Origin of the sequence: Streptomyces sp. NBC_00158 (assembly GCF_045160885.1) — a bacterium.
In the GTDB taxonomy this organism is placed as follows: Bacteria; Actinomycetota; Actinomycetes; order Streptomycetales; family Streptomycetaceae; genus Streptomyces.
Map to the genome: position 1 here is coordinate 3,914,817 of NZ_CP108161.1, position 23,362 is coordinate 3,938,178.

The window sequence follows — 23,362 nt, forward strand, 5'->3', positions numbered from 1 at the left end:
GCCACCCTAGGCATGGGACAACTCCCGTACGGATCCCCGACGCCGCTCGCGGAGGGCGCCGGAGGCATCCCGGGGCCGGGGAGCCCGCTCATAGGTGTGGAAGGCGGCCCAGCAGACGGCCAGCGCGGCCGCGAACACCGGCAGCCACAGCAGACGGGCGGCTATCCAGCCCGCACCGCCGGGCTCGGTGTGCAGACCGGGCAGGTCGGAGGAGACCAGCAGCCCCAGAGCGGTCACGGACATCATCGCGGTCTGGTGCCACAGGAAGACCGTCATCGCGGACAGGTTCATCAGGGCGACCTTCGCCCAGGTGCGGGGCCGGCGCATGGCCCGCGCCAGCGGCCCGCGCGCCAGCAGCGCCAGCCCGCACTGGGCCAGCCCGAAGGCGACGGCGGCCAGCGTCGGCGGGTTCAGGTTGGAGACGGCCGCCCCCGGCACCCCCACCATCGACGCCGGGTACCCGCCCCACAGGACCAGCGCGGCCGCACCGGCCGCGCCCCCGCCCAGCAGGAGCAGGGCCGGCCGCCGCCGGGCGAACGCACCCCGCGCCCAGGCCGCGCCCAGCGTGTAGGGGACGAGCCAGCCCGCCGCGACGTTGACCCAGCCGATCCACTCGGGACCGCCGAAGCCGAACCGCCACACGTCGACCCCCGCCACCACCAGCGCGGGCCACAGCGGGCTCAGCCGCACCACCAGCGGGGTGGCGGCCGTCAGCGCGGCGAACACCAGCAGGAACCACAGCGGCGACCACACCAGCCGGAGCAGGGTCCGGACGGTGTCCAGCCCGGCGCCGCCCAGCAGCAGTCCGCCCGCCACGACCGCCCACAGCGCGAGCACCGCCGCCACCGGGCGGAACAGCCGCCCCAGCCGCAGCCGGACCCAGCTCCCGTACGAGACCCCGCGCGCCCGCGCCGACACGTACCCCTGGGCCGCGACGTGCCCGCCGACCAGGAAGAACACGGCCAGCGTCTGGAGCACCCAGGACACCGGGGCCAGCCAGGGCATGTGGGCCAGCGGACTCACCCCGCGCAGCCCTCCGTCCGTACTGGTCAGCGAGGTCACCAGCCAGTGGCCGAGCACCACTCCGAGGATCGCGAGGGCCCGCAGGGCGTCCACCGAGCGGTCCCGGTCCACCGGGGTCGCCCCGTCGACGCGGTCGGCCAGTGCCGACCAGCGGGAGTACGGGCTACGCATGCGGGGCCTCCGCTCCGATGACGATGCGGGCCAGGCTGCCGAGGGACTCGGTGCCGGGCTTGAGGTAGTCGCTGTGCCCGGCGGAGCCGGCCGCGAAGGGGCGGGCCCCGAAGGCGGGATCCACGGGATCGGTACCGAACCCGACCCCGCCGAGGCGGACATGGGGAACGTTGCCGATCCAGTCGCCGGAGCCTCGGCCGGCCCACACCCGGGCGCCGGTCGGCAGCTTCCCCGCGGTGGCCGCTCCGGTACCCGGGCTGCCGTAGAGGGCCATGTCGGTCACCTCCGGGCCGGTCCTGGTCCGCCCGCAGACCACCGAGCCGTACGAGTGGCAGAGCAGGGAGATCCGGGCGTCCGCCGGAGCGAGCCCGCGCAACCCGGAGAGGAACGGGCCGAGTTCGGCTGCCGCCCGGTCGGCTCGGTCGGCGGTCAGGACGGTGGTGCTGACCGTGCCGGGGGTGTCGTATCCGAGCCAGGCGACCACCGCGGACCGCGGGTGTTCGGCCTGGAGCCTCTGCCGGAGGGAGAGGGCCCCCTCCCGGAAGCGCTGGTAGGTGTCCAGGTTCGTGTCCGAGCCCGGCACCAGGACCGCGATCCGGTCCGCGCTGCCCAGGTCGCCGAAGACCTCCACGGCACGGCCCTGCCCGCGGCCGTCGAAGCCGAGGAACCGGGCCCCGGCCCCGGCCATCGCCCGCAGCTTCGCCGCCCGGCCGGGGTGGCCCGAGTCCTCGGCGGTCCGCGCCGCCCCGGCGATGCCGGCGAGGGCGGCGGCGTACCGGCCCGCCAGATCCGCGGACTCGGATACGGACTCCGGCGCCGGCGCCGGGATCCGCGGGGACGCGGCGGCGGACACGGGGAGCACGACGGCCGCGGCGACGAGGCCGGCCAGCAGAGTGCGGCGGAGGCGGCTGCCAGTGCTCATGTCGGATTCCTCTTCCTGTCCTTCGGTCCGGCGGGCAGGCGCCCGCTCTGGTAACGAAGTTAGGAATCGGGCCCCCTCGTCGGCGTCACGCTGCGGAGCGGCCTTCCGGGGTAGCTCTCAGGTATGACGACCGCTACCTGAGAGCCAGCCGGCAGCGGTTCTCGACCGGACCGCGAGCACCGGCACCGCCAAATCGGTCTCCGGCGGCCTCCGTTAGGGTCCGGGGATGAACGAGACCGACTGGCGACACGACCGCATCGGCAGCGCGCACCGGGGGCTGAACCCCACCGTCCTGCGCCGCCTCGACTCCGGATTCGCGGCCATCGGGGACCGGCAGTTCCTGCCCGGGTACTCGGTGCTGCTGACCGACGACCCCGCCGTGACCCGGCTCTCCGACCTGCCCCCGGCGCGCAGGACCGCGTACCTCACCGACCTGGAGCGGCTCGCCGAGGCCGTCGAGCGGGCCTGCGCGCGGCTCGACCCGGCCTTCCGCCGCGTGAACATCGAGATCCTCGGCAACACCGACCCGTACCTGCACGCCCACATCTGGCCCCGCTACGACTGGGAGCCCGAGGACCTCGTCCGGATGCCGGTCTGGCTCTACGAGGACGAGGAGTGCTGGCGCGGCGAACGCCACGCGCTCGCGCCCCGCCACGACGGGATACGGGCCGCCGTCACCGAGGAGCTCGACCGCCTCCTCGCGTAGGCCGGCCCCGCCCCCTACCCGGGAGCTACGTCGCGGACGTGGCCACGCGCACCCCGAAGCCGATCAGCACGACGCCCGTCACCCGGTCCATCGCCCGGCGGACGCGCGGCCGCGTGAAGAACCGCCGGGCGCGCGACAGGACGTAGACGTACGTGCTCAGCCAGGCCAGCGTCAGCAGCACGTGGACCAGGACGAGCAGCGCCATCCCCGCCGCCGGGCTCAGCCCCGGCGGCGCGAGGGTGGGCAGCAGGCCGGTGTAGAACACCGCGATCTTGGGGTTGAGGGCGTTGGCGACCAGCCCGGTGCGCCAGGCGCCGCCCCCGCGGCCGCCCCCGCCGCGGCCGGACGCGGGTGCCGGACGGTCCCCGGCGTCACCGGCGGCGCCGTCCAGGGCGGTCCCGGCACCCGGGTGGCGCAGGGCCTGCGCGCCGAGGAAGCACAGGTACGCCGCCCCCGCCAGCTTGACCACCAGGAACACCTCGGCCGAGGCGGCGAGCAGCGCCGCGAGCCCGGCCACCGTCAGGGCTCCCCACAGCAGCAGCCCCACGGCGATCCCGCCGACGGTGCGCAGCCCGTCGGCCCGGCCCCGGGAGACGGCCCGCCGGGTCACGATGGCCATGTCGGGGCCGGGTACGAGGGTCAGCAGGGCCAGGACGCCGGTCGCCGCGGCGAGTTGCGTGAGCACACGGCTCAGTCTGCCACCAGGGGTTCGACGTAAACGGCCCTCCAGCGGGGCGCAGGGTCCTGTCCAGGGCTTGTCCAGTACTCCCGGGCGCCGACCACCACGCCGTCGCGCACCGTCCACAGTGATACGGCCCGGTAGAGGACGTGGTCCTCGGGTATCTCCACCTCGGTGACGACGAGGTCCCCGTCGGCGAGGATGCGCAGGACCTCGACGGAGCCGACGGACCGCCCGCCGGTGTCGTCCTCCTCGTCACGGAGCACGGCGATGAAGTTGGCTCTGCCGACGATCCGCTCGCCGCTGACCGGCCATTCGATGACGGCGTCCTCGGCGACGAGCCCGGCCACGCCGTCCCAGTCGCCTGCCTCGATCCGCTCCCACAGTCGTGCCACTACCTTCAAGGGCTCCATGTGCCGCAGTGTGCGGTGGGCCCGTCGTACGCAACAAGCTCTGTTTGCAGGCTTATTGACTTCGACACAAACGGTCCGTGACTACTCCCTGTAATACGTGAGAGGGGCACTCGATCCCCCGCTCAGCTCGCGCAGCAGGCTTCCGTCGGGCAGCATCCGCAGCCGGCTCCAGCCGCCGGGCGTGCAGGTGGGAGGGGTCCCGGAGGTGACGGCGGAGGCGTCGAGCTCCACCGGTTCGGGGGCGCTGCGCAGGGCGGCCCGCCAGGAGCAGGAGTAGCCCGGGTGCTCGACGCGCAGGGTCATGACGGAGTCGCCGACGGCCCCGGGGGTGAGGGTCAGGTACCAGTCGGCGGGGCCGGAGGAGGCCCGCCAGGTGCCGGCGTAGGACTGGGGGAGCCGGCCCGCCCGGGTCCCGCTGCCGGGGCTCCCGGAGGCGGGGGCGGATCCGGAGCCGGAGCCGGATCCGGAGCCCGGAGGGGAGGGGACCGCGGCGGTGCCGGAGGGGGCCGTGACCGGGGGCCGGGACGCGGAGTCCCCGCGCATCACCGCGTACACCGTGCCGCCCGCCGCCACCGCGACGACGACCGCCACCGCGACGAGGAACGCCGTCGACCCGGAGCCCGGGCGGGCCGGGGGCGGCGGGGGTGCCGGGGGTGCCGCGGGCGGCGGCCCGTACGGGTGGACGGGCGCCGCGAGGGTGGCGGGGACGGCGCGCGGCGCGAGCGGCTCCGGCAGTACGGGCGGCACGGGTACGGGGGGCGGCGGGGGCGTGCGCGGCGGGGGTGCGTGCGCCGGGCCGGCGTCCTCGCGGTCGAGGAGCTGCGCGGCCTGTCGGCCCAGCTGGGCCACGAGCGGTGCCGGGAGCCAGGGTTCAAGCGCCCGGCCGCCGGCCACGGTGTCGCCCGCCCCCACCCGGGCCAGGACGGTACCCGGGTCGGGCCGGGCGGCGGGGTCCTTGCGCAGGCAGTCCGCGACGAGCTCGCGCAGCCCGTCCGGTACGCCGTCCAGGTCCGGTTCGGCTTCGACGATGCGCAGCAGCAGCCCGGCGGTCCCGCCGGGGTGCTCCGCGTCGCCGAACGGCAGCCGGCCGGTGGACGCGTAGGCCAGGACGGCGCCGAGGCAGAAGACGTCGCAGGCCGGGGTGACCGGGCCGCCGCGCACCTGCTCGGGAGCCATGAAGCCGGGGGAGCCCACCAGTTGGCCGGTCCGGGTCAGGCCGCCGTCGGCCTCGTCCAGGGGGCGGGCGATGCCGAAGTCGATGACGCGGGGGCCGTCGATGGTGAGCAGCACGTTGGACGGCTTCAGGTCGCGGTGGATCAGGCCCGCGCGGTGGACGTCCTGGAGGGCGTACGCGAGTCCGGCCGCGAGGATCCGTACCGTACGGGCGGGCAGCGGGCCGAAGTCGCGGGCCACGACCTGGCGCAGGCTCGGCCCGGCGACGTAGCCGGTGGCGAACCACGGGGCCGCCGCCTCGGTGTCGGCGTCGAGGACCGGCGCGGTCCAGGCGCCGCCGACGCGCCGGGCGGCGGAGACCTCCTGGCGGAACCTGGAGCGGAACTCCTCGCGCAGGGCCAGGCCGGGGTGGATGAGCTTGACGGCGACGGCGCGGCCCCGGTCGGAGCGGGCGAGGTAGACCTGGCCCATGCCGCCGGCCCCGAGTCGGGACAGGAGGCGGTACGGGCCGACGTGCTGCGGGTCGTCGGGGCGGAGCTGCTCCATCGCCGGGTCGGTCCCTTCCCCCTGGCTGGCCGGACGGGGCGAGCGTAGTGCGGTGCGGTTCGCGGGGGGAGGGGGAACGGGGGTTTGCCCTTGCCCTGGCCGGGCCGTTACCTGGCCTGGTCGTTGCCCTGGCCGGGTGGTTTCGGGGTGGGGCGTGGGGGTGGGCCGGGGCCGGGGACGGGGTGGGGTGCCGTCCGGGACGGGCTTCGATGTTCGGCGCCTGTTCCGAGTGTGGATGTGCTCGGAGCCTCGCGCCGAAATCGTTTTAGTCCCGGACGGCACCCCACCCCGTCCCCGTCCCCTCCGTTGGCGTCCTCAGACGCCGTTCTCCGAGGTGATCGCCTCCAGCGCCGCCGAGAGGCGGTCCAGGACGGCGACCGTCTCCGCGAAGCCGGCTTCGCCCAGCGCCTCCGTCAGGCGGGTCGCCAGCTCCGCGTGGCCCGGGTCGATGCGGGCGATCGCGGCCCGGCCCGCCTCCGTCGGGCGGAGCAGCTTCGCGCGGCGGTGGGCCGGGTTGGGGACGTACTCGGCGAGGCCCTGGGCGGCCAGCAGGTCCGCCACGCGCTGCACGCTCTGGCGGGTGATGCCCATGGCCCTGGCGATGCCCGCCACCGGCAGGGGCTCCGTCAGCACCGCCCCCAGCACCTGCCACCACGCGGCCGTCAGCCCTGCCGGGCGGGCCAGTTCCTCGGAGACGGAGAGGAACTGGCCGTTGAGGTGGAAGACGCCCAGCGCGGTACGGCTCAGCAGGTCCTGACGGGCCCGCAGGGACGTCTCGCCGTCCCGCGGCAGCGGTTCAGGCATCGCCGGCCTCCGCCGCCGCCATCAGGACCGGGAACGCGCTCGCGTCGGAGTCGTGGAAGAGCCGGTACCAGGCGTCGAGGACGTCCGGCTTGTAGACGCCGAGCCGGGCGAAGACCTCCCGCGCGAAGGCCACCGGTTCGGTCGGGCCCGCCGTGATCAGGTCGCCCGCCGTCACCGCGTCGGCTTCCACGTACTGCGCGGCGCCCGCGTACCCGGGCTGCTCGGCGAGGTAGAACGAGACGGCGCTGGTGTGCGGCCGGTCGTCCAGCAGCCCCGCCCTGGCCAGGCCGGCCGTGGCTCCGCAGATGGCCGCGACCGGCACTCCGGCGGCCAGGAACTCGCGGGCCTTGGCCGCGAACGGGGCGAGCTCGTCGCCGGAGTCCCAGAGCTCGGCACCGGTCAGGATCAGCAGCGAGGAGTCCTCGGGCCGCAGGTCGGCGAGGGACAGGTCGGGCAGGATCCGGACCCCGCCCATCGTGGTCACCGGGGTGTCGGCGGCGAAGCCGACCGTACGGACCCGGTGGCCGCGCTGGGTGAGGTGCGCGGTGGTGTGTCCGGTCTCCCAGTCCGCCCACGTGTCGTAGACCGCGAGGTGGACGGGCTTGGCGGTGGTCTCGGTCATGGTGCTCGCCTCCAGGTGGCAGGAGAAAGCTGTGATGACAGAAGACTGTCATCTTGGGAGTGTGCTGTCAATGGTGGTGTCGGCAGACAGACTGCCGAGAGCGGCCCCCCACCCCCATACAGTCCGCCGATATCCCTTCCCACCTGCGCACTTCTAGCGTGACCGCATGACCCCTCATGTCACCGGCGCGACCGTCAAGGCCGCCGACCGCGCTCACGTCTTCCACTCGTGGTCCGCCCAGGCCCTGATCGACCCGCTGGCCGTTGCCGGCGCCGAGGGCTCGTACTTCTGGGACTACGACGGGAACCGCTTCCTCGACTTCTCCTCCCAGCTGGTCAACACCAACATCGGCCACCAGCACCCCAAGGTGGTCGCGGCCGTGCAGGAGCAGGCCGCGAAGCTCTGCACCCTCGCGCCCGGTTTCGCCGTCGACGTCCGCTCCGAGGCCGCACGCCTCATCGCCGAGCGGACCCCCGGCGACCTCGACAAGATCTTCTTCACCAACGGCGGCGCCGAAGCCGTGGAGAACGCCGTACGCATGGCCCGGCTGCACACCGGCCGCCAGAAGGTGCTCTCCACCTACCGCTCGTACCACGGGGCCACCGCCGCCGCGATCAACCTGACCGGCGACCCGCGCCGCTGGCCCTCGGACACCGCCTCCGCCGGCGTCGTCCACTTCTGGGGCCCGTTCCTCTACCGCTCGCCCTTCCACGCGACGACCGAGGCGGAGGAGTGCGAGCGCGCCCTCGCCCACCTCGCCGACACGATCGCCTTCGAGGGCCCGCAGTCCATCGCCGCGATCATCCTGGAGTCGGTGCCCGGCACCGCCGGGATCATGACCCCGCCGCCCGGCTACCTGGCCGGCGTGCGCGAGCTGTGCGACCGCCACGGCATCGTCTTCATCCTCGACGAGGTCATGTCGGGCTTCGGGCGCACCGGCAAGTGGTTCGCCGCCGAGCACTGGGGCGTCACCCCCGACCTGATCACCTTCGCCAAGGGCGTCAACAGCGGTTACGTGCCGCTCGGCGGCGTCGCGATCTCCGCCGCCATCGCCGAGACCTTCGCCACCCGCCCCTACCCGGGCGGACTGACGTACTCCGGCCACCCCCTGGCCTGCGCCGCCGCCGTCGCGACGATCAACACGATGGAGGAGGAGGGCGTCGTCGAGAACGCCGCCCGCATCGGGGCCGAGGTCATCGCACCCGGGCTGGCCGACCTCGCCGAGCGCCACCCGTCCGTCGGAGAGGTCCGCGGCCTCGGCGTCTTCTGGGCGCTGGAGCTCGTGCGCGACAAGGAGACGCGCGAGCCGCTCGTCCCGTACAACGCCTCGGGTGCCGCCAACGCCCCCATGGCCGAGTTCGCGGCGGCCTGCAAGGCGTCCGGGCTGTGGCCGTTCGTCAACATGAACCGGACGCACGTCGTCCCGCCGTGCACGGTCACGGAGGCCGAGGCCAAGGAGGGCCTGGCCCTGCTCGACGAGGCGCTCACGGTGGCCGACCGGCACACGGCCGGCGCCTGAGGGTCCGGATAGCGGGCGGTATATCCGCATTCCGGCCGTAGACCGCTCGGTTTCAGCCGCGCTGCCTGGCCTAAGGTGTCCGAAGTTCTACGGAGGAGACGGACCCCTATGCCAGGCAGCCGGAGCGGAGGTGTCACCCGCAACACCCTTCGGCAGCAGATCGCGGACGCGCTGCGTGACGAGGTGCTGGCGGGGCGTCTCCCGCCCGGGACCGAGTTCACGGTCAAACAGATCGCCGAGCAGTACGAGGTCTCCGCGACCCCGGTGCGCGAGGCGCTGGTCGACCTCTCGGCGCAGGGACTGCTGGAGTCGGTGCAGCACCGGGGCTTCCGGGTGCGGGTCTTCACCGTCGACGACTTCCGCGCAATGATCGAGGCCCGGACGCTGATACTCGACGGCGTCTTCCGGCGCCTCGCCGAACGCGGCACCCCGCCCGGTACGGGCGAACTGCTGGTGTCCGTGCGCCGCCGCGCGGAGGAGGCGCGGCGGGCCGCGCACAGCGGTTCGCTCGAAGTGCTGATCGGCTACGACCTGCGTTTCTGGCGGGAGCTGAGCGAGCTGGTCGGCAACCCCTACATCTCGGACTTCCTGCACCGCATCCGCGTGCAGTGCTGGGTCTTCTCGGTGCCGCACCTCCAGGGGGCCGCCGAGCTGCGGGCCGCGCTCTGGGACGGCCACAACGAGCTGGTGGACGCGGTGACGCTGGCCGACGCCGACGAGGTGCGGCGCCTCGTGCGCGCCTACAACCAGCACGGGCTGGACTGGGCCGCGGGCCTCTGACGCCGCCGGCCCGCCCGCCCGGGTTCTGCGCACCCCTTCGCGGAGCGTGTCCGGAGCATTACTCTGGCCCGATCGGCGGCAACGACTGATCGGAGCCCGCGTGGCCTGTGACCTGTGGCTGGTCCCCCTTGTCGACGTGCTGTGCCACAGCCCCGACAACCCCTTCGCGGAAGAGATCGCCTCGTACGACAAGGCGCTGGGCGAGGCGGGTCTGCCGTCGGTGCCCGTGTTCGCGTACATGCCCGGCCTGAGCGGGGACGTGGCCCCGGTGGCCGGCTTCGACTACGACGCCCTGCACTTCCTGCGGCGGGCGTACCTGCTGCAGATCTGCGGGCTGCCGGTGACGCCGGTGGACGAGCTGGGCGGGGACTACGAGCAGCTGCTGGAGATGTTCGAGGCCACGGCGCAGCAGTCGCACCTGGTGTGGCACTACGACCACGCGGGAGCGTACGTGCCGGTGGACTTCGCGGCTCCGCTGGCGAACGAGGAGCTGCTGGCCGGCGGCGGCCCGCTGGGCTCGGCGCAGGGGCTGCTGCGGGAGCTGGCCTTCGTGGCCCCCGCGATCGGGATAGACCCGGCGAACCCGCCCGCCGCGCCCGCGCCGCCCGGCGGGCCGACGGCGCTGGAGGAGCCCGCGGGGCCCATTCCGTACGACGAGAGCCCCTTCGCGCGGGAGCGCCACGTGTGGCTGGGCCTGCACGCGGCGGCGACGCGCAGCCTGGGCCAGGGCTCGATGATCATCTTCAGCTGACCTGCCCGGTCGGCCCGACCGGCGCCGTACGGGTACGGGTACGGACCCGGTTCCGGACCGGTACGGAACCGGCGCCGGCCCCGTACCGGCGGGGATCCCGGTGGCGCGCCGCCCCCGTGAGCGGCGCGCCACCGGGATCAGCGCGGCTGCTCCGGCGGCCGCTGGCGCGGCATGTTCGGGCGGGTGCCCGGCGGCATCGGGAACCGGGCCGGCGGGATACCCGGGTCCGGGCGGGCGGGGGCCCCGGCCAGGGACTGCATCAGCAGCGGCGCCGGACCGGCGCGGAACTCCACCATCCAGTCGGCCGTCTCCGAGCGCACGAGTTCCGTGACGTCCTCCGAGAAGCGCCGCAGCACCGTCAGGCACCGCTCGGCGGCCTCACTGGCCGTCCCCTCGGTCGGGCCCAGCACCTCGCGCACGTTCTCCGAGGCCCAGTCGAACTGGAGCGTCTGCAGCCGCCGCTGCACCGCCTGCGCCGTCGCCACGTCCCGCATCCACCCGGACGTCAGCCCGAAGAACCGGTCGCAGGCCATGCAGGCGGCGGCGAGCAGCAGCGACAGGTAGCCGTACGGGGCGGCCCCCGGCGCCGAGCCCGTCAGCTCCAGCAGCGGCATCGCGGCGCCCGTGACGGCGCCCACGGCCGCGCCGGCCCGCAGCGCCCGCGCTCCCCGGCGCTTCCACGCCCGGTCGGACAGGTACCACTCCGCCGTGCGCAGCGCATCGGCCTCCACCCGCCGGTAGAGCTCGTCGAGCCGCTCGGCGGGCTCTCCCCAGTCCCCGAGAGGGAACGGCCGGCCGGTAAGGTCGCCGTCCTCTGCGGGATCCCGGGGTGGCCCCTCGGGCTGCATCTCCGGCTGACTCACCCGGCACTCCCTCTGCCTGCGCTGACGTGTGGTGCGCGTGTGCGCAATGGTGCGCATGCTCTTCCTACCTTCGAATGACGCGCGATGGGCAACGAATCCCGGGTTTTCCGCCCACAAGGAGGGCTCCATCAGGTACGCGCACGCCCCGTCTCTCACCCGAAAGAGTTGGTCCTCCCGGCGTAGGGCGCGGCGCCCGGGGAGCACGTAGGCTCGGATTGACCAAGCCTTCCCCGAAGGCGATCCGCAGCCGTTTCGACGTACGGAGTGAGTACCTGTGATTCCCGGTGGTGGCCAGCCCAACATGCAGCAGCTGCTCCAGCAGGCCCAGAAGATGCAGCAGGACCTCGCCGCGGCCCAGGCGGAGCTGGCCGTGGCCGAGGTCGAGGGCCAGGCGGGCGGCGGCCTCGTGACGGCGACCGTCACCGGTTCCGGTGAACTGCGCGCCCTCGTCATCGACCCGAAGGCCGTGGACCCGGAGGACACCGAGACCCTCGCCGACCTGGTGGTCGCGGCGGTCCAGGCGGCCAACGAGAACGCGCAGGCGCTCCAGCAGCAGAAGCTGGGACCGCTGACCCAGGCCCTGGGCGGCGGCAGCGGCATCCCCGGCCTTCCGTTCTGACCGCTCGCAGAGCCCCGATCCGACCCCCTACCCTCCACTCGCAGAAACGAAAGAAGGCAGTCCGTTGTACGAAGGCGTGGTCCAGGACCTGATCGACGAACTGGGCAGGCTGCCCGGCGTCGGGCCCAAGAGCGCGCAGCGGATCGCCTTCCACATCCTGCAGGCCGAGCCCACGGACGTCCGGCGCCTCGCGCACGCGCTGCTGGAGGTCAAGGAGAGGGTCCGCTTCTGCGCGGTGTGCGGGAACGTGGCGCAGGAGGAGCTGTGCGGGATCTGCCGTGACCCGCGCCGCGACACCACGGTCATCTGCGTGGTCGAGGAGCCGAAGGACGTCGTCGCGATCGAGCGGACCCGCGAGTTCCGGGGCAAGTACCACGTCCTGGGCGGGGCGATCAGCCCGATCGAGGGCGTCGGCCCCGACGACCTGCGCATCCGTGAGCTCCTGGCACGGCTGGCGGACGGGGCGGTCACCGAGCTGATCCTCGCGACCGACCCGAACCTGGAGGGCGAGGCCACCGCCACCTACCTCGCCCGCATGATCAAGCCCATGGGCCTGAAGGTCACCCGCCTGGCCAGCGGGCTCCCCGTCGGGGGAGACCTGGAGTACGCGGACGAGGTCACGCTCGGGCGGGCCTTTGAAGGAAGGCGACTTCTTGATGTCTGACGCAACGCTGCACGCCCTGGGACAGGATCCGGACGACTTCGCCGCCTCGATCGCGGACCAGATCGAGTCCTTCATCGTCGCGGTCACCGAGGTGGCCAAGGGCGAGGACCCGGACAGCGCCGTCCCCTTCCTCCTCCTGGAGGTGTCCCAGCTGCTGCTGGCGGGCGGCCGGCTGGGCGCGTACCAGGACGTCCTGCCGGAGGAGCGCTACGAGCCCGACCTGGGCCCGGAGCCGGACGTGGACGACCTGCGCGAGCGGTTCGCGCTGATGCTGGAGCCGGTCGACGTCTACTCCGAGGTCTTCGACCCGTACGAGCCGCGCAAGGCCCCGGTCGCGCACCGGATCTCCGACGACCTGGCCGACGTGGTCGCCGACCTGCGGCACGGGCTGATCCACCTCCAGGCGGGCCGGGTCACCGAGGCCCTGTGGTGGTGGCAGTTCTCGTACTTCACCAACTGGGGTCCGACGGCCTCGGCCATGCTGCGCGCCCTCCAGTCGCTGATCGCCCACGTCCGCCTGGACCAGCCGCTCGCGGCCCTGGACGGCCTGGACACGGACGAGGACATGGCGGAGGACGAGCTCGCGGAGCAGGCCGGCGCGGTCATGGCCGAGGAACTCGGCCGCCTGGGCCGCCGGTAACCGGTCCGGGGGGTGTGGCGTTTCCGGCCGGTTCCCGATGGTTCCGGCCGATTCGTCGTGTCCGAAGGGCAACCGTTCCGCTGATCTTTTCATCTCATGATGTGGTACGAGGCGGTCGGATCGCGGCCGCTCGTTAGACTGCACCAGCAATGAGACGGACCGAGCGAGGAGCGCACGTGGGCCTTGTCGTGCAGAAGTACGGAGGCTCCTCCGTAGCCGATGCCGAGGGCATCAAGCGCGTCGCCAAGCGGATCGTGGACGCCAAGAAGAACGGCCACCAGGTGGTCGTCGTGGTTTCCGCGATGGGCGACACGACGGACGAGCTGATCGATCTCGCCGAGCAGGTATCTCCGATGCCTGCGGGGCGTGAGTTCGACATGCTCCTGACCGCCGGAGAGCGGATCTCCATGGCCCTGCTGGCCATGGCGATCAAAAACCTGGGCCACGAGGCCCAGTCGTTCACCGGCAGCCAGGCAGGCGTGATCACCGACTCGGTCCACAACAAAGCGCGCATCATCGATGTGACGCCGGGCCGTATCCGCACCGCGCTGGACGAGGGCAACATCGCCATCGTCGCCGGCTTCCAGGGCGTGTCCGCGGACTCCAAGGACATCACCACCCTCGGCCGGGGCGGCTCGGACACCACCGCCGTGGCGCTCGCCGCGGCGCTGGACGCCGAGGTCTGCGAGATCTACACCGATGTCGACGGCGTCTTCACCGCGGACCCCCGCGTCGTGAAGAAGGCCCGGAAGATCGACTGGATCTCCTCCGAGGACATGCTGGAGCTCGCGGCCTCCGGTTCCAAGGTGCTCCTGCACCGCTGCGTCGAGTACGCGCGCCGCTACAACATTCCGATCCACGTCCGTTCGTCCTTCTCGGGACTGCCGGGCACCTGGGTCAGCAACGAGAAGCCCGAGTCGCAAGGGGACGAGCAGGTGGAGCACGCCATCATCTCCGGAGTCGCCCACGACGTCTCCGAAGCCAAGATCACCGTCGTCGGCGTTCCGGACAAGCCGGGCGAGGCCGCGGCGATCTTCCGCGCCATCGCGGACGCCGAGATCAACATCGACATGATCGTCCAGAACGTGTCGGCGGCCTCCACGGGCCTGACGGACATCTCCTTCACCCTCCCCAAGACCGAGGGCCACAAGGCCATCGACGCCCTGGAGAAGGCGAAGGCGCAGATCGGCTTCGACTCCCTGCGCTACGACGACCAGATCGGCAAGATCTCCCTGGTCGGCGCGGGCATGAAGACCAACCCGGGCGTCACCGCCTCCTTCTTCCAGGCGCTGTCCGACGCGGGCGTCAACATCGAGCTGATCTCCACCTCGGAGATCCGCATCTCGGTCGTGACCCGCCAGGACGACGTCAACGCGGCCGTCATCGCCGTCCACACGGCGTTCGGCCTCGACTCCGACAGCGACGAGGCCGTCGTCTACGGAGGCACCGGACGATGAGTCCGCACCGGTCGGCCCCGGCCCCGGCGCTCGCCGTGGTCGGGGCGACCGGGGCGGTCGGATCGATCCTGCTCCAGATCCTGTCCCAGCGGGCGGACGTCTGGGGCGACATCCGCCTGATCGCCTCCCCGCGCTCGGCCGGCCGCGTGCTGGCCGTCCGCGGTGAGGAGACCGAGGTGCTCGCCCTCACCGAGGACGCCTTCGAGGGCCTCGGCGCGGGCGACGTCGTGCTCTTCCTGACCCCGGCCGAGGTGTCGGCGCGCTGGGCCCCCGTGGCCACCGCGCGCGGTGCCGTCGTGGTGGACCAGTCCGCCGCCTTCCGGGAAGACCCCGAGGTGCCCCTGGTGGTGCCCGAGGTGAACGGCCACGCCGTACGCAGCCGCCCGCGCGGGATCGTCGCGGGCCCCGACTGCGTGACCGCCGCGATGATCGCCGCCGTGGGCGCGCTGCACGCCGAGTACGGGCTGGCCGAGCTGGCCGTCTCCTCGTACCAGGCCGCGAGCCGCTCGGGCCGGGCGGGCGCGGAGGCACTGCGCAGGCAGCTGACACAGGTCGCCGGAAGCCCCCTCGGGGAGCTGCCCGGGGACGTGCGCCGTGCCGTGGGCGAGGACACCGGGCCCTTCGCGGCCCCGCTCGCGCTGAACGTGGTGCCCTGGTCCGGGGAGCTGCGGGCGGACGGCTGGTCCTCGCACGAGCTGGCGGTGCGGGCGGAGACCCGGCGGATCCTGGGCCTGGAATCGCTGCCGGTCGCCGTGACCTGCGTACAGGTTCCGGTGGTGACGGGGCATTCCCTGACGGTGCGGGCCCGGTTCGAGCGTGAGGTGGCCGCGGCGCACGCCCGGGAGGTCCTGGAGGCGGCGCCCGGGGTGGTCCTCGTCGACGACCCGGCAGCGGGGGAGTTCCCGACTCCGGCGGACGCGGCCGGTACGGATCCCGCCTGGGTGGGGCGGCTGAGGGGCTCGCTCGACGATCCGAGGGCCCTGGAATTCTTCGTATGTGCGGACAATCTACGCAAAGGTGCCGCACTGAATGCCGCCCAGATCTCGGAACTGATCGCGGGTGAATTCGCGTAATCCGCTTTGTAGGATCGGCTTCGATCCCTTGATCAAGGTGATGGCCCGACTGCCGCCTGGATGAATGGGGCAATCGGGAAGAGCGGGTACGCATGAAGGCAATGGGGAAATTGCTGAATACTCTGCCTCGCGCGTACAACCCTGACGGGGGGACGCGTGTCCAACGGGCGTGGCAGAGGCACTGTTGGACGTGGCCGTCCTACCGGCGCGCAGCGGGATCGTTCCCTCGCGCCGGCGCCCAGGCGCGCCCGGCGGCGGCTTCCCTGTGATCGTTCCCGTCCCGCCGGCCAGCGTGCCGCACATCGCACCGCCGACCCGGGGCGGCCGCGTGCCCTCGCCCCGCGATAGCGCGGACACCGCCACGAACCCGCTGCCGCCCGAGACGCTTCCCGCGCCCGGAGCCCTGATACCCGGGGACCCGGCGGCCGGGGGCCCGACAACCGGGGCCCCGACAACCGGGGACGCGGCGCCGGCCGGTGCCGAGGCCGGTGCCGACGCCGAGCGGCCGGTCGTGGCCGGTACCACCGTCGACCACCTCACCGAGACCTACCGGGCCCACTACCGCTCCCTGCTGGGCCTGGCCGCGCTCCTCCTCGACGACACCGCCTCCTGCGAGGACGTGGTCCAGGAGGCCTTCATCCGCGTCCACTCGGCCCGCAACAGGGTGCGGGACCGGGACAAGACCCTGGCCTACCTCCGTCAGACCGTCGTGAACCTCTCGCGTTCCGCGCTGCGCCGCCGCATCCTCGGCCTGAAGCTGCTGTCGAAGCCGATGCCGGACATGGCCAGCGCGGAGGAGGGGGCGTACGACCAGCTGGAGCGCGACGACCTGATACGGGCGATGCGCGGACTCCAGCGCCGTCAGCGCGAGGTGCTCGTCCTGCGCTACTTCGCGGACATGACGGAGGTCCAGGTCGCCGAGACGCTCGGGATCTCGCTCGGCTCGGTCAAGGCGTACGGATCGCGGGGCATTGCCGCGCTGAGGGTGGCGATGGAGGCTGCGCAGTCATGAGGGACCACCACGAGAACCTGCCCGGCCCCGCCGGGACGGCCACGTCCGACGAACAGCTGCTGCGCGGCCTGCTGGCCGGAGCCGTGCAGGGGCTGGAGCCGTCCGAGGGGGCCCTGGAGCGGCTGCGGCACGCGGTGCCCGCACGCCGGGCCCGCAAGCGGCAGGCCCTCCTGGCGACGGCCGCCGTGGCGCTGCTGGCGGGCACCGCGATCCCGGCCGCGCTGCACCTGAACGCCGACGAGGACACTGTGGCCGGGCACTCGGCCATGGCAGGACACGGCGAGGCGCAGGGCGCCAAGCCGGGCGGCAGCTCCGCCCCGCGCCAGAACGGCTCCGACGCCGTGGCCGGGCCCAGGCCGGTGGGTTCCCCGGTCCGGGGCCAGGACACGGGCGGCGGCACGCAGCCGTCCCCGCAGGCGAGCGGCTCCCCGTCGGGCGGCACGACCGCGGGTCCCTCCGGCACCGGTGCGGGCGCCCCCACGGGCGGCGCCGGCCACGGGCCGCTGCCCCCGGTGGGCGCGGCGCCCGGGGTGCCGGGGTGCACGGCCGAGCAGCTGGGCGTGTCGGGCACTGCCCGCGCCCCCGAGACCGACGGCAAGGTCTACGGCAGCTTCAAGGTCACCAACGTCTCGGCGCGGGGCTGCACGGTCTCCGGCCCGGACACCGTGACCGCCGCCTCGGTGGCGCCCCTCGCCCCGCCGCCCGTGCAGGCGGCCGCGCCGCCGGTGACGGTGACGGGCCACAAGGCGGGCGACCCGGCGAGCGCGCTGCTGCCCGACCCGTCCGCCGAGGCGCCGGTCGTGCTGCTCCAGCCCAACACCGCCTACGAGGTGCGGTTCGCCTGGGTGCCGTCCGACCGGTCCTGCCCGGCGGCGACGCCGGGGCCGTCGCTCAAGCCCCAGCAGGAGGGTGGCGCGGCGCAGCCCCCGGCCGGGCAGCAGAGCGGTGCGGCGGGCGGTGCGGCGGGCGGCACGGCCGGCGGTACCGAGCCGGCGGGCGCCGGAGGGGCGGCCCCGGCCAAGGATCCGCAGACCGGCTCCAGGAGCCCGGAGGCGGCGGCCGGGGTGGAGGTCTCCCACACCCCGGGTCCTGGCGCCCCCGTCACCCAGACCACCATCCCGTCGGCCTGCGGCGGGACGGTCTACCGCACGGGCCTCATTCCACCGGGCGCGCCGTAGCCGGTTCCGGCTCCCCCGCGGCATCCGCGGACGCCGCGGGGGCCTCGGCGGGGAGCAGCCCCGCCTCGGCGTCGCGCAGGGTCTCCACCTCGCGCCGGTAGAGCCGGAACCACATGAAGAGCACGAAGGCGACGAAGACGAACCACTCGCCGGTGTAGCCGAGGTTCTGGAAGGCCTTCAGGTCCAGCCCGGTGTTGTTGGGGGCCTTGGCCGGCACCGGGGTCATCCCGTCCGCGGGCGTCTGCACCGTCAGCCAGGCGTCGTACAGCGGCTCGTGCACCAGGTTGACCAGCGTGGCCGCCCCGATCACCCCGAGCTGGCCCGGCGGCAGGCCGCCCTGGGCGTGCACGCCCTTGGTGCCGGAGTTCTCCGAGGACTGCAGGGCCCCCGTCACCTCGACCCGTCCGGCCGGCGGGGCCGGTGCCTTCGCCGGGTCGGCCGTCCCCGGCAGCCAGCCCCGGACCACCGGGACGGTCTTGCCGGAGTCGGTCCGCAGCAGGGTCAGGACGTAGAAGCCGGGCTTCCCGCCGAGGTCCCGCTCGGGAACGAGCAGCTGCTGCCCGTACTCGCCGGCCGTGGAAGCCAGCCGTCCCGAGGTCTTGGTGTCCACCGGGAGCAGCGAGTCGAGCGGTTCGGCCGCCTGGTCGGCCGGGCGCTCGGCCCGCGCCTCCTTGTGGCTGCCGACGCGGTCCTCGAACCGGCCGAGCTGCCAGCTGCCCATGAACAGGCAGAACGGGATGGCGAGCGCGACGAAGACGTTGATCCCCCACCAGCGCGGGGTCAGGAGAAACCGGTGCACCCCACCAACGGTACGGGGGGTGCACCGGAAGCCCGGTGCCGGGTCAGCGCGGCAGGCCCTGGGGCAGGTGCTTCAGCGCGAACTCGATGTCCATCCGGACCTGCTTGATGCGCTCCTCCACCACCAGCGAGCCGTGCCCGGCGTCGTAGCGGTACACCTCGTGCACCGCGCCGCGAGCCGCGAGCCGGTCGACGTAGTTGTCGATCTGCCGGATCGGGCAGCGCGGGTCGTTCACGCCCGCCGCGATGTGCACCGGCGCCTTCACCGCGTCCACGTACGTCAGCGGCGAGGAGGTCTCGAAGCGCTCCGGGACCTCCTCCGGGGTACCGCCGAAGAGGGTGCGGTCCAAGGACTTCAGCGCCTCCATCTCGTCGTGGTACGCCGTCACGTAGTCCGCCACCGGTACGGCGGCCAGCCCGACCGCCCAGTCGTCGGGCCGCATGCCGATGCCCAGCAGCGTCAGGTAGCCGCCCCAGGACCCGCCGGACAGCACCAGCCGCGCCGGGTCGGCGAGCCCGGAGGCCACGGCCCACTCCCGGACCGCGGTGATGTCCTCCAGCTCGATCAGGCCGACCCGGTGCTTGAGTGCGTCGGTCCACTCGCGGCCGTAGCCCGTCGAGCCCCGGTAGTTGACCCGGACCACCGCGAAACCGTGGTCCAGCCAGGCCGCCGGGGTGGCCGCGAAGGCGTCGGAGTCGTGCCAGGTGGGTCCGCCGTGGATCTCGAAGACCGTCGGGAAGGGGCCGTCACCGTGGCCCACGGGCCGCTGCGCGAGCGCGTGGATCCGCCCGCCGGGCCCCTCCACCCAGATGTCCTCCACCGGTACGGAGCCCGGCGGCCGCATGCCCGGCGGGTCCAGCACGATCCCGCCCGCGGTGGACCGTACGGCGGCGGGCTCGGCGGCGGAGGACCACTGGTACTCCACCGTCCCGTCCGGGCGGGCCGTCGCACCCGACACGGTCCCCGGCGGAGTGTCCACGCGTACGAGTTCCCGCGCGGCCAGGTCGTAGCGCCACAGCTCGCTGCGCGCCTCGAAGCTGTGCGCGATGAGCAGCGCGCTCCCGTCCGGGTACCACTCGGCGCTCACGTCGCCCGGCAGGTCGACGGCCAGGTCCTCCTCGGAGCCCGTGGCCACGTCCCACACCATCGGCTCCCAGCGGCCGCGCCGCTGGTGCCCGACGAGCAGCCGGGTGTCGCCGGCGACGGGTGCGAAGCCGAGCACCTCCAGGCCCAGTTCCTTGGTGCCGCCCCGGGAGTCGTCCAGCTCCGCGACGGTGGCGCCGTCGAGGGTGACCACGCGCAGCGCCGAGTGCATGGCGTCGCCGTGCTCGGTGTGCTCGATCGCGAGGAGGGCCCCGTCGTACGAGAGGTCGCCGACGCCGGCCGACTCGCGGTGGCGGTAGACGACCTCCGGGTCGGCGCCGGGGCGTACGACGTGGATGGTGGAGCCGTCCTCGTCGGTGGACCGGCCCACGACCGCCGTGCCGTCGCGGCCGATGGCGAGCCCGGCGGGGTAGGAGGGCTCCAGGCCGGGGGTGGCGGGCTCGTCGGGTCCGCCCGAGAAGGGCTGGCGGACCCAGGTGCCGAACTCGTCGCCGTCGGTGTCGGAGAACCACCAGATCCACTCCCCGTCGGGGGAGAGGGCGCCGTCGGTGGTGCCGTTGGGGCGGTCGGTGGCCTGCCGCTGCGTGCCGGTGGCCCGGTCCCAGGCGTAGAGCTCGTAGGTCCCGGTGGCGTTCGAGACGAAGAGCGAGCGGTCCGGGGCGTCCTCGGCCCAGTCGGGCAGGCCCACGCGCGGTGCCCGGAAGCGCTTCTCCCAGTCGGGCATCTCGGAAGCGGGGGCGGCGGCGGGGGTCGGGTCGCTTTCGCTGCTGGTCATGCGCTCCATTCTTACGGGTCCGGCCGCTGCGGGCGGCCGGGATGCCGACTGCGCCGAACGGGCGCATGGTGGTGTGCGTACGCCGAACGCTTGCGAGAGGGTGTTGATCATGGCCAAGAAGGCCCGCACCGGCCACCACAGCCACCAGGATTCCGAACGCGCGATGGCGAAGAACACGGCGGCCGAGGCACGTGCCAAGGCCGCGGGCAGAGAGGCCCAGTCGCTCTCCGCGAAGACGCGAGGCATGCAGCAGAAGGCACAGGCCAAGCGCGGCTGAGCCTCGGCACCGGTCACCGGCCCGACGTTCATGTTTCACGTGAAACGTCGGGCCGCGTGCTTCACGTGAAACGTCGGGCCGCGTGCTTCACGTGAATCGTCGGGCCGCGTGCTTTCACGTGAATCGTCGGGCGGTGTGCCTACGCTGGACGGCATGCGGATGATCGTCCGGGGCGCCCGGCTGCTGCACGAAGACGGCCTGTCCGACGTGGAGGTCGCCGAGGACGGCCGGATCGCGCGGGTGATCCCGTACGACGACCAGAAGGAGCCGCCCGCGACCGGCGTGCTCATCGAAGCCCACGGCGGGCTGCTCACCGCCCCCTTCGTCGAGCCGCACATCCACCTGGACACCGCCCTGACCGCCGGGCAGCCCCGCCCGAACGCCTCCGGCACCCTCTGGGAGGGCATCGCCTGCTGGAGCGAGCGCAAGCGGACCCTGACCCGCGAGGACGTGATCGCGCGGGCCACGGAGGTGCTGCGCTGGCAGGCGGCCAACGGCGTGCTGCACGTCCGTACGCACTGCGACGTGACCGATCCGTCCCTCACCGCGCTGGACGCGCTGCTGGAGGTCCGCGACCGGGTGCGGGACGTCATGACCCTGCAGATCGTCGCCTTCCCGCAGGAGGGCATCGTCTCCTTCCCCGACGGCGGGGTGCTGCTGCGCGAGGCCGTCCGGCGCGGGGCGGACGTCGTGGGCGCGATCCCGCACTTCGAGGACACCCGCGAGGACGGTGTCGCCTCGCTGCACACCGCGTTCGAGGTGGCCGAGGAGCACGGGCTCCGCGTCGACGCCCACTGCGACGAGATCGACGACGAACAGTCCCGCTTCGTGGAGGTGCTGGCCGCGCTCGCCCTGCGCTCGGGCCTGCGCGAGCGCGCGACCGCCTCCCACACCACCGCCATGGGCTCCTACAACGGGGCCTACAGCTTCAAGCTCCAGCGGCTGCTCGGCCGTTCCGGCGTCAACCTGGTCGCGAACCCCTTCGCGAACCTCAACCTCCAGGGCCGCTTCGACGCCTACCCCAAGCGGCGCGGCCTGACCCAGGTGAAGGAGATGCTGGCCGCCGGGGTCAACGTGGCCTTCGGCCACGACGACGTGATGGACCCCTGGAACGCGCTCGGCACCGCCAACCCGCTCCAGACCGCCCTCGTCGGCCTGTACGCCGCCCAGCTCACCGGCGCCGACGACATCCCGCTCGCGTTCTCGATGGTCACGGAGCGCGCGGCGCGCGTCCTCGGGCTGTCCGCCTCCGAGTACGGGATCACGCCCGGCTCCCCGGCCTCCTTCGTCCTCCTCCCGGCGCCGGGCCCCGAGGAGGCGATCCGCCGTCAGGTCCGGCCGCGGTACGTCGTATCGCGCGGCAGCGTCCTCGCCGAAACCCCGCCCGCACCGGCCCGGTTGTGGTGGCCGGGGGAGCGGGGCCCGTCGGAGGTGGACTTCACCCCGCCCCTCTAAGGTGCGGTCCATGACGTGGACCCTTCACAACCTCGACTCCGACACGGCCCGTTCGGCCTTCGAGATCGCCTCCGAGTACGCCGACGCCGCCCTCCTCAACCACTCCGTCCGCTCCTACGCCTTCGGCGCCGAGTACGCGCGCGTGCACGGCCTCTCGTACGACGCGGAGCTGTTCTACGTCAGCGCCCTCCTCCACGACCTGGGCCTGACCGCGCCGTTCGACAGCCACACCCTGCCCTTCGAGGAGGCCGGCGGACACACGGCCCGGCTCTTCACGGCCGGCCTGGGCTGGCCCCCGGCCCGCCGGGCCCGCGCGGAGGAGGTCATCGTGCTGCACATGCGGGACGACGTCACCGCCGCCGAGGACGTCGAGAGCCACCTCCTCCAGGTGGGCACCAGCGCGGACGTGTCGGGTCTGCGCGTGCCCGACTTCGACCCCGCCTTCGTGTCCGGCCTGCTGGAGCACTACCCCCGCCTCGGCTTCGGCCCGTCCTTCCTCGCCCTGGTCGAGGACCAGGCGACCCGCAAGCCCACCTGCGCGGCGGCGTCGTACGTCGCGCGCGGCGCGGCCGAGCGCATCGCCGCCAACCCCCTGGACGCGTGACGCGCCGGGCCGGGCCGGGCGGGGCCCCTGCTCCGGGCCCGGTCCCGGCCCTGCCCCAGGCCCGGTCCCGTCGGGCGTCAGAGCCCCCGCTCGATCATGGCGATCACGTCCTGGCCCGCGTCGTGGGCCTGTTCCGGGGTGATGCCCCGCAGGGGGCCGTCGATGATCAGGGAGGCCAGGCCGTGCACCGCCGACCAGGCGAGGAACTCCGCTCCAGGGCGGCGTTCCTCGGGGAGGACGCCGGTCTCCACGAGCGCGTCCAGTGAGGCGCCGAGCAGCTCGAACGGGGTGAGCCCGCCCGCGCCGGCGGCCGTGGCGTCGGCCGCGTAGGTCATGTCCGCCGGGACGTGGAAGGCGGTCCGGAACCAGCCCGGCTCGGTCACGGCGAAGCGGATGTAGCCCGTGCCCACCGCCCGGAAGCGGGCCCGGGCGGACTCGGCGGGGTCCTGGGCGGCGGGCAGGCCCTCGATCTCGGCCTCCATCGCCAGGGCCACCCGGGCCATCGCGGCCTGCGAGACCCCGTGCACCAGCGCACCCCGGTCGGCGAAGTGCCGATAGGCGGCGTTGGGCGACACCCCGGCGCGCCGGGTGGCCTCGCGCAGCGAGACGGTGTCCGGTCCGCCCTCGCGCGCCAGCTCCAGGGCGGCTTCGAGCAGGGCGCTGCGCAGGTTGCCGTGGCGGTACGTACTGCGCTTGGGCGGGGGCGGCGGTTCGGTTTCCGAAGGCATGGGGC

Annotated in this window: 25 protein-coding genes; 14 read left to right on the top strand and 11 right to left on the bottom strand. The window is 73.7% G+C overall.

The features are described 5' to 3' along the window. Positions 1-6: 6 nt before the first annotated feature. Both OG553_RS18085 and OG553_RS18090 read right to left on the bottom strand, forming a co-directional pair. Entirely contained in the window at positions 7-1,194 is a 1,188-nt protein-coding gene (locus OG553_RS18085; protein ID WP_405979971.1) for an acyltransferase, read from the bottom strand. Further along, positions 1,187-2,116, bottom strand: coding sequence for an alpha/beta hydrolase (locus OG553_RS18090; RefSeq protein ID WP_405979972.1), 930 nt, complete (start codon positions 2,114-2,116; stop codon positions 1,187-1,189). Before OG553_RS18090 ends, OG553_RS18085 begins: the two co-directional genes overlap by 8 nt. A 226-nt stretch (positions 2,117-2,342) precedes the next feature. Here OG553_RS18090 and OG553_RS18095 point away from each other — a divergent pair, with 226 nt between their 5' ends. Beyond that, a complete protein-coding gene (locus tag OG553_RS18095; protein WP_405979973.1) occupies positions 2,343-2,822 on the top strand; it encodes an HIT family protein in 480 nt (159 codons plus the stop codon). A gap of 25 nt (positions 2,823-2,847) precedes the next feature. Here OG553_RS18095 and OG553_RS18100 read toward each other — a convergent pair whose 3' ends face one another. From OG553_RS18100 to OG553_RS18120, 5 genes are all read right to left on the bottom strand, one after another. Then, complete coding sequence (locus tag OG553_RS18100; protein ID WP_405979974.1) at positions 2,848-3,507, bottom strand: LysE family translocator; 660 nt, start codon at positions 3,505-3,507, stop codon at positions 2,848-2,850. 5 nt (positions 3,508-3,512) lie between these two features. Further along, positions 3,513-3,914 carry a nuclear transport factor 2 family protein gene (locus OG553_RS18105; protein WP_405979975.1) on the bottom strand — a complete coding sequence of 134 codons (402 nt, stop codon included), beginning with the start codon at positions 3,912-3,914 and terminating at the stop codon, positions 3,513-3,515. A gap of 81 nt (positions 3,915-3,995) precedes the next feature. Then, on the bottom strand, positions 3,996-5,633 hold the full coding sequence (locus OG553_RS18110; RefSeq protein WP_405979976.1) for a serine/threonine-protein kinase: 1,638 nt from the start codon (positions 5,631-5,633) through the stop codon (positions 3,996-3,998). Positions 5,634-5,948: 315 nt separating this feature from the next. Next, the gene (locus OG553_RS18115) at positions 5,949-6,437 is read right to left on the bottom strand and encodes a MarR family winged helix-turn-helix transcriptional regulator (RefSeq protein ID WP_405979977.1); all 489 of its coding nucleotides are present in this window, start codon (positions 6,435-6,437) and stop codon (positions 5,949-5,951) included. After that, positions 6,430-7,059 carry a DJ-1/PfpI family protein gene (locus OG553_RS18120; protein ID WP_405979978.1) on the bottom strand — a complete coding sequence of 210 codons (630 nt, stop codon included), beginning with the start codon at positions 7,057-7,059 and terminating at the stop codon, positions 6,430-6,432. Before OG553_RS18120 ends, OG553_RS18115 begins: the two co-directional genes overlap by 8 nt. Positions 7,060-7,225: 166 nt before the next feature. On the opposite strand from OG553_RS18120, the gene OG553_RS18125 reads away from it, so the two are divergent. The 3 genes from OG553_RS18125 to OG553_RS18135 all read left to right on the top strand — a co-directional run bounded on the left by OG553_RS18125 (position 7,226) and on the right by OG553_RS18135 (position 10,109). Beyond that, entirely contained in the window at positions 7,226-8,578 is a 1,353-nt protein-coding gene (locus OG553_RS18125; RefSeq protein WP_405979979.1) for an aspartate aminotransferase family protein, read from the top strand. Positions 8,579-8,686: 108 nt separating this feature from the next. Beyond that, complete coding sequence (locus OG553_RS18130) at positions 8,687-9,358, top strand: GntR family transcriptional regulator (protein WP_405979980.1); 672 nt, start codon at positions 8,687-8,689, stop codon at positions 9,356-9,358. Between the two features lie 100 nt (positions 9,359-9,458). Beyond that, positions 9,459-10,109 carry a hypothetical protein gene (locus OG553_RS18135; protein WP_405979981.1) on the top strand — a complete coding sequence of 217 codons (651 nt, stop codon included), beginning with the start codon at positions 9,459-9,461 and terminating at the stop codon, positions 10,107-10,109. Positions 10,110-10,246: 137 nt separating this feature from the next. Here OG553_RS18135 and OG553_RS18140 read toward each other — a convergent pair whose 3' ends face one another. Then, the gene (locus OG553_RS18140; protein ID WP_405979982.1) at positions 10,247-10,972 is read right to left on the bottom strand and encodes an SLATT domain-containing protein; all 726 of its coding nucleotides are present in this window, start codon (positions 10,970-10,972) and stop codon (positions 10,247-10,249) included. A 274-nt stretch (positions 10,973-11,246) separates the two neighbouring features. Here OG553_RS18140 and OG553_RS18145 point away from each other — a divergent pair, with 274 nt between their 5' ends. The 7 genes from OG553_RS18145 to OG553_RS18175 all read left to right on the top strand — a co-directional run bounded on the left by OG553_RS18145 (position 11,247) and on the right by OG553_RS18175 (position 17,615). Next, positions 11,247-11,591, top strand: coding sequence for a YbaB/EbfC family nucleoid-associated protein (locus tag OG553_RS18145; protein WP_405979983.1), 345 nt, complete (start codon positions 11,247-11,249; stop codon positions 11,589-11,591). 64 nt (positions 11,592-11,655) lie between these two features. Beyond that, positions 11,656-12,255 (top strand): recombination mediator RecR, encoded by a 600-nt coding sequence (recR, locus tag OG553_RS18150; RefSeq protein ID WP_405979984.1) that lies wholly within the window; start codon positions 11,656-11,658, stop codon positions 12,253-12,255. Continuing rightward, positions 12,248-12,895, top strand: coding sequence for a DUF5063 domain-containing protein (locus OG553_RS18155; RefSeq protein ID WP_405979985.1), 648 nt, complete (start codon positions 12,248-12,250; stop codon positions 12,893-12,895). Before recR ends, OG553_RS18155 begins: the two co-directional genes overlap by 8 nt. A 176-nt stretch (positions 12,896-13,071) precedes the next feature. Further along, the gene (locus OG553_RS18160) at positions 13,072-14,352 is read left to right on the top strand and encodes an aspartate kinase (protein ID WP_007264986.1); all 1,281 of its coding nucleotides are present in this window, start codon (positions 13,072-13,074) and stop codon (positions 14,350-14,352) included. After that, a complete protein-coding gene (locus tag OG553_RS18165; protein ID WP_405979986.1) occupies positions 14,349-15,425 on the top strand; it encodes an aspartate-semialdehyde dehydrogenase in 1,077 nt (358 codons plus the stop codon). Before OG553_RS18160 ends, OG553_RS18165 begins: the two co-directional genes overlap by 4 nt. Before the next feature lie 403 nt (positions 15,426-15,828). After that, a complete protein-coding gene (locus tag OG553_RS18170; protein WP_405983067.1) occupies positions 15,829-16,437 on the top strand; it encodes a SigE family RNA polymerase sigma factor in 609 nt (202 codons plus the stop codon). Beyond that, entirely contained in the window at positions 16,434-17,615 is a 1,182-nt protein-coding gene (locus OG553_RS18175; protein WP_405979987.1) for a hypothetical protein, read from the top strand. Before OG553_RS18170 ends, OG553_RS18175 begins: the two co-directional genes overlap by 4 nt. On the opposite strand, the gene OG553_RS18180 is transcribed toward OG553_RS18175, so the two are convergent. Together OG553_RS18180 and OG553_RS18185 are read right to left on the bottom strand one after the other, a co-directional pair. Beyond that, a complete protein-coding gene (locus OG553_RS18180) occupies positions 17,593-18,414 on the bottom strand; it encodes an SURF1 family protein (protein WP_405979988.1) in 822 nt (273 codons plus the stop codon). The two genes, OG553_RS18175 and OG553_RS18180, sit on opposite strands and share 23 nt — an antisense overlap. Positions 18,415-18,457: 43 nt before the next feature. Continuing rightward, on the bottom strand, positions 18,458-20,302 hold the full coding sequence (locus OG553_RS18185; RefSeq protein ID WP_405979989.1) for a prolyl oligopeptidase family serine peptidase: 1,845 nt from the start codon (positions 20,300-20,302) through the stop codon (positions 18,458-18,460). A gap of 100 nt (positions 20,303-20,402) precedes the next feature. Between OG553_RS18185 and OG553_RS18190 the strand changes: the two genes are divergently transcribed. The 3 genes from OG553_RS18190 (at position 20,403) to OG553_RS18200 (ending at position 22,629) form a co-directional block, all read left to right on the top strand. Then, positions 20,403-20,570, top strand: coding sequence for a hypothetical protein (locus OG553_RS18190; protein WP_164720908.1), 168 nt, complete (start codon positions 20,403-20,405; stop codon positions 20,568-20,570). A gap of 153 nt (positions 20,571-20,723) precedes the next feature. Further along, positions 20,724-22,025 carry a cytosine deaminase gene (gene codA, locus OG553_RS18195; RefSeq protein WP_405979990.1) on the top strand — a complete coding sequence of 434 codons (1,302 nt, stop codon included), beginning with the start codon at positions 20,724-20,726 and terminating at the stop codon, positions 22,023-22,025. A 10-nt stretch (positions 22,026-22,035) separates the two neighbouring features. Continuing rightward, on the top strand, positions 22,036-22,629 hold the full coding sequence (locus OG553_RS18200) for an HD domain-containing protein (protein WP_405979991.1): 594 nt from the start codon (positions 22,036-22,038) through the stop codon (positions 22,627-22,629). Between the two features lie 77 nt (positions 22,630-22,706). On the opposite strand, the gene OG553_RS18205 is transcribed toward OG553_RS18200, so the two are convergent. Beyond that, the gene (locus tag OG553_RS18205; RefSeq protein ID WP_405979992.1) at positions 22,707-23,357 is read right to left on the bottom strand and encodes a WHG domain-containing protein; all 651 of its coding nucleotides are present in this window, start codon (positions 23,355-23,357) and stop codon (positions 22,707-22,709) included. Positions 23,358-23,362 lie beyond the last annotated feature (5 nt).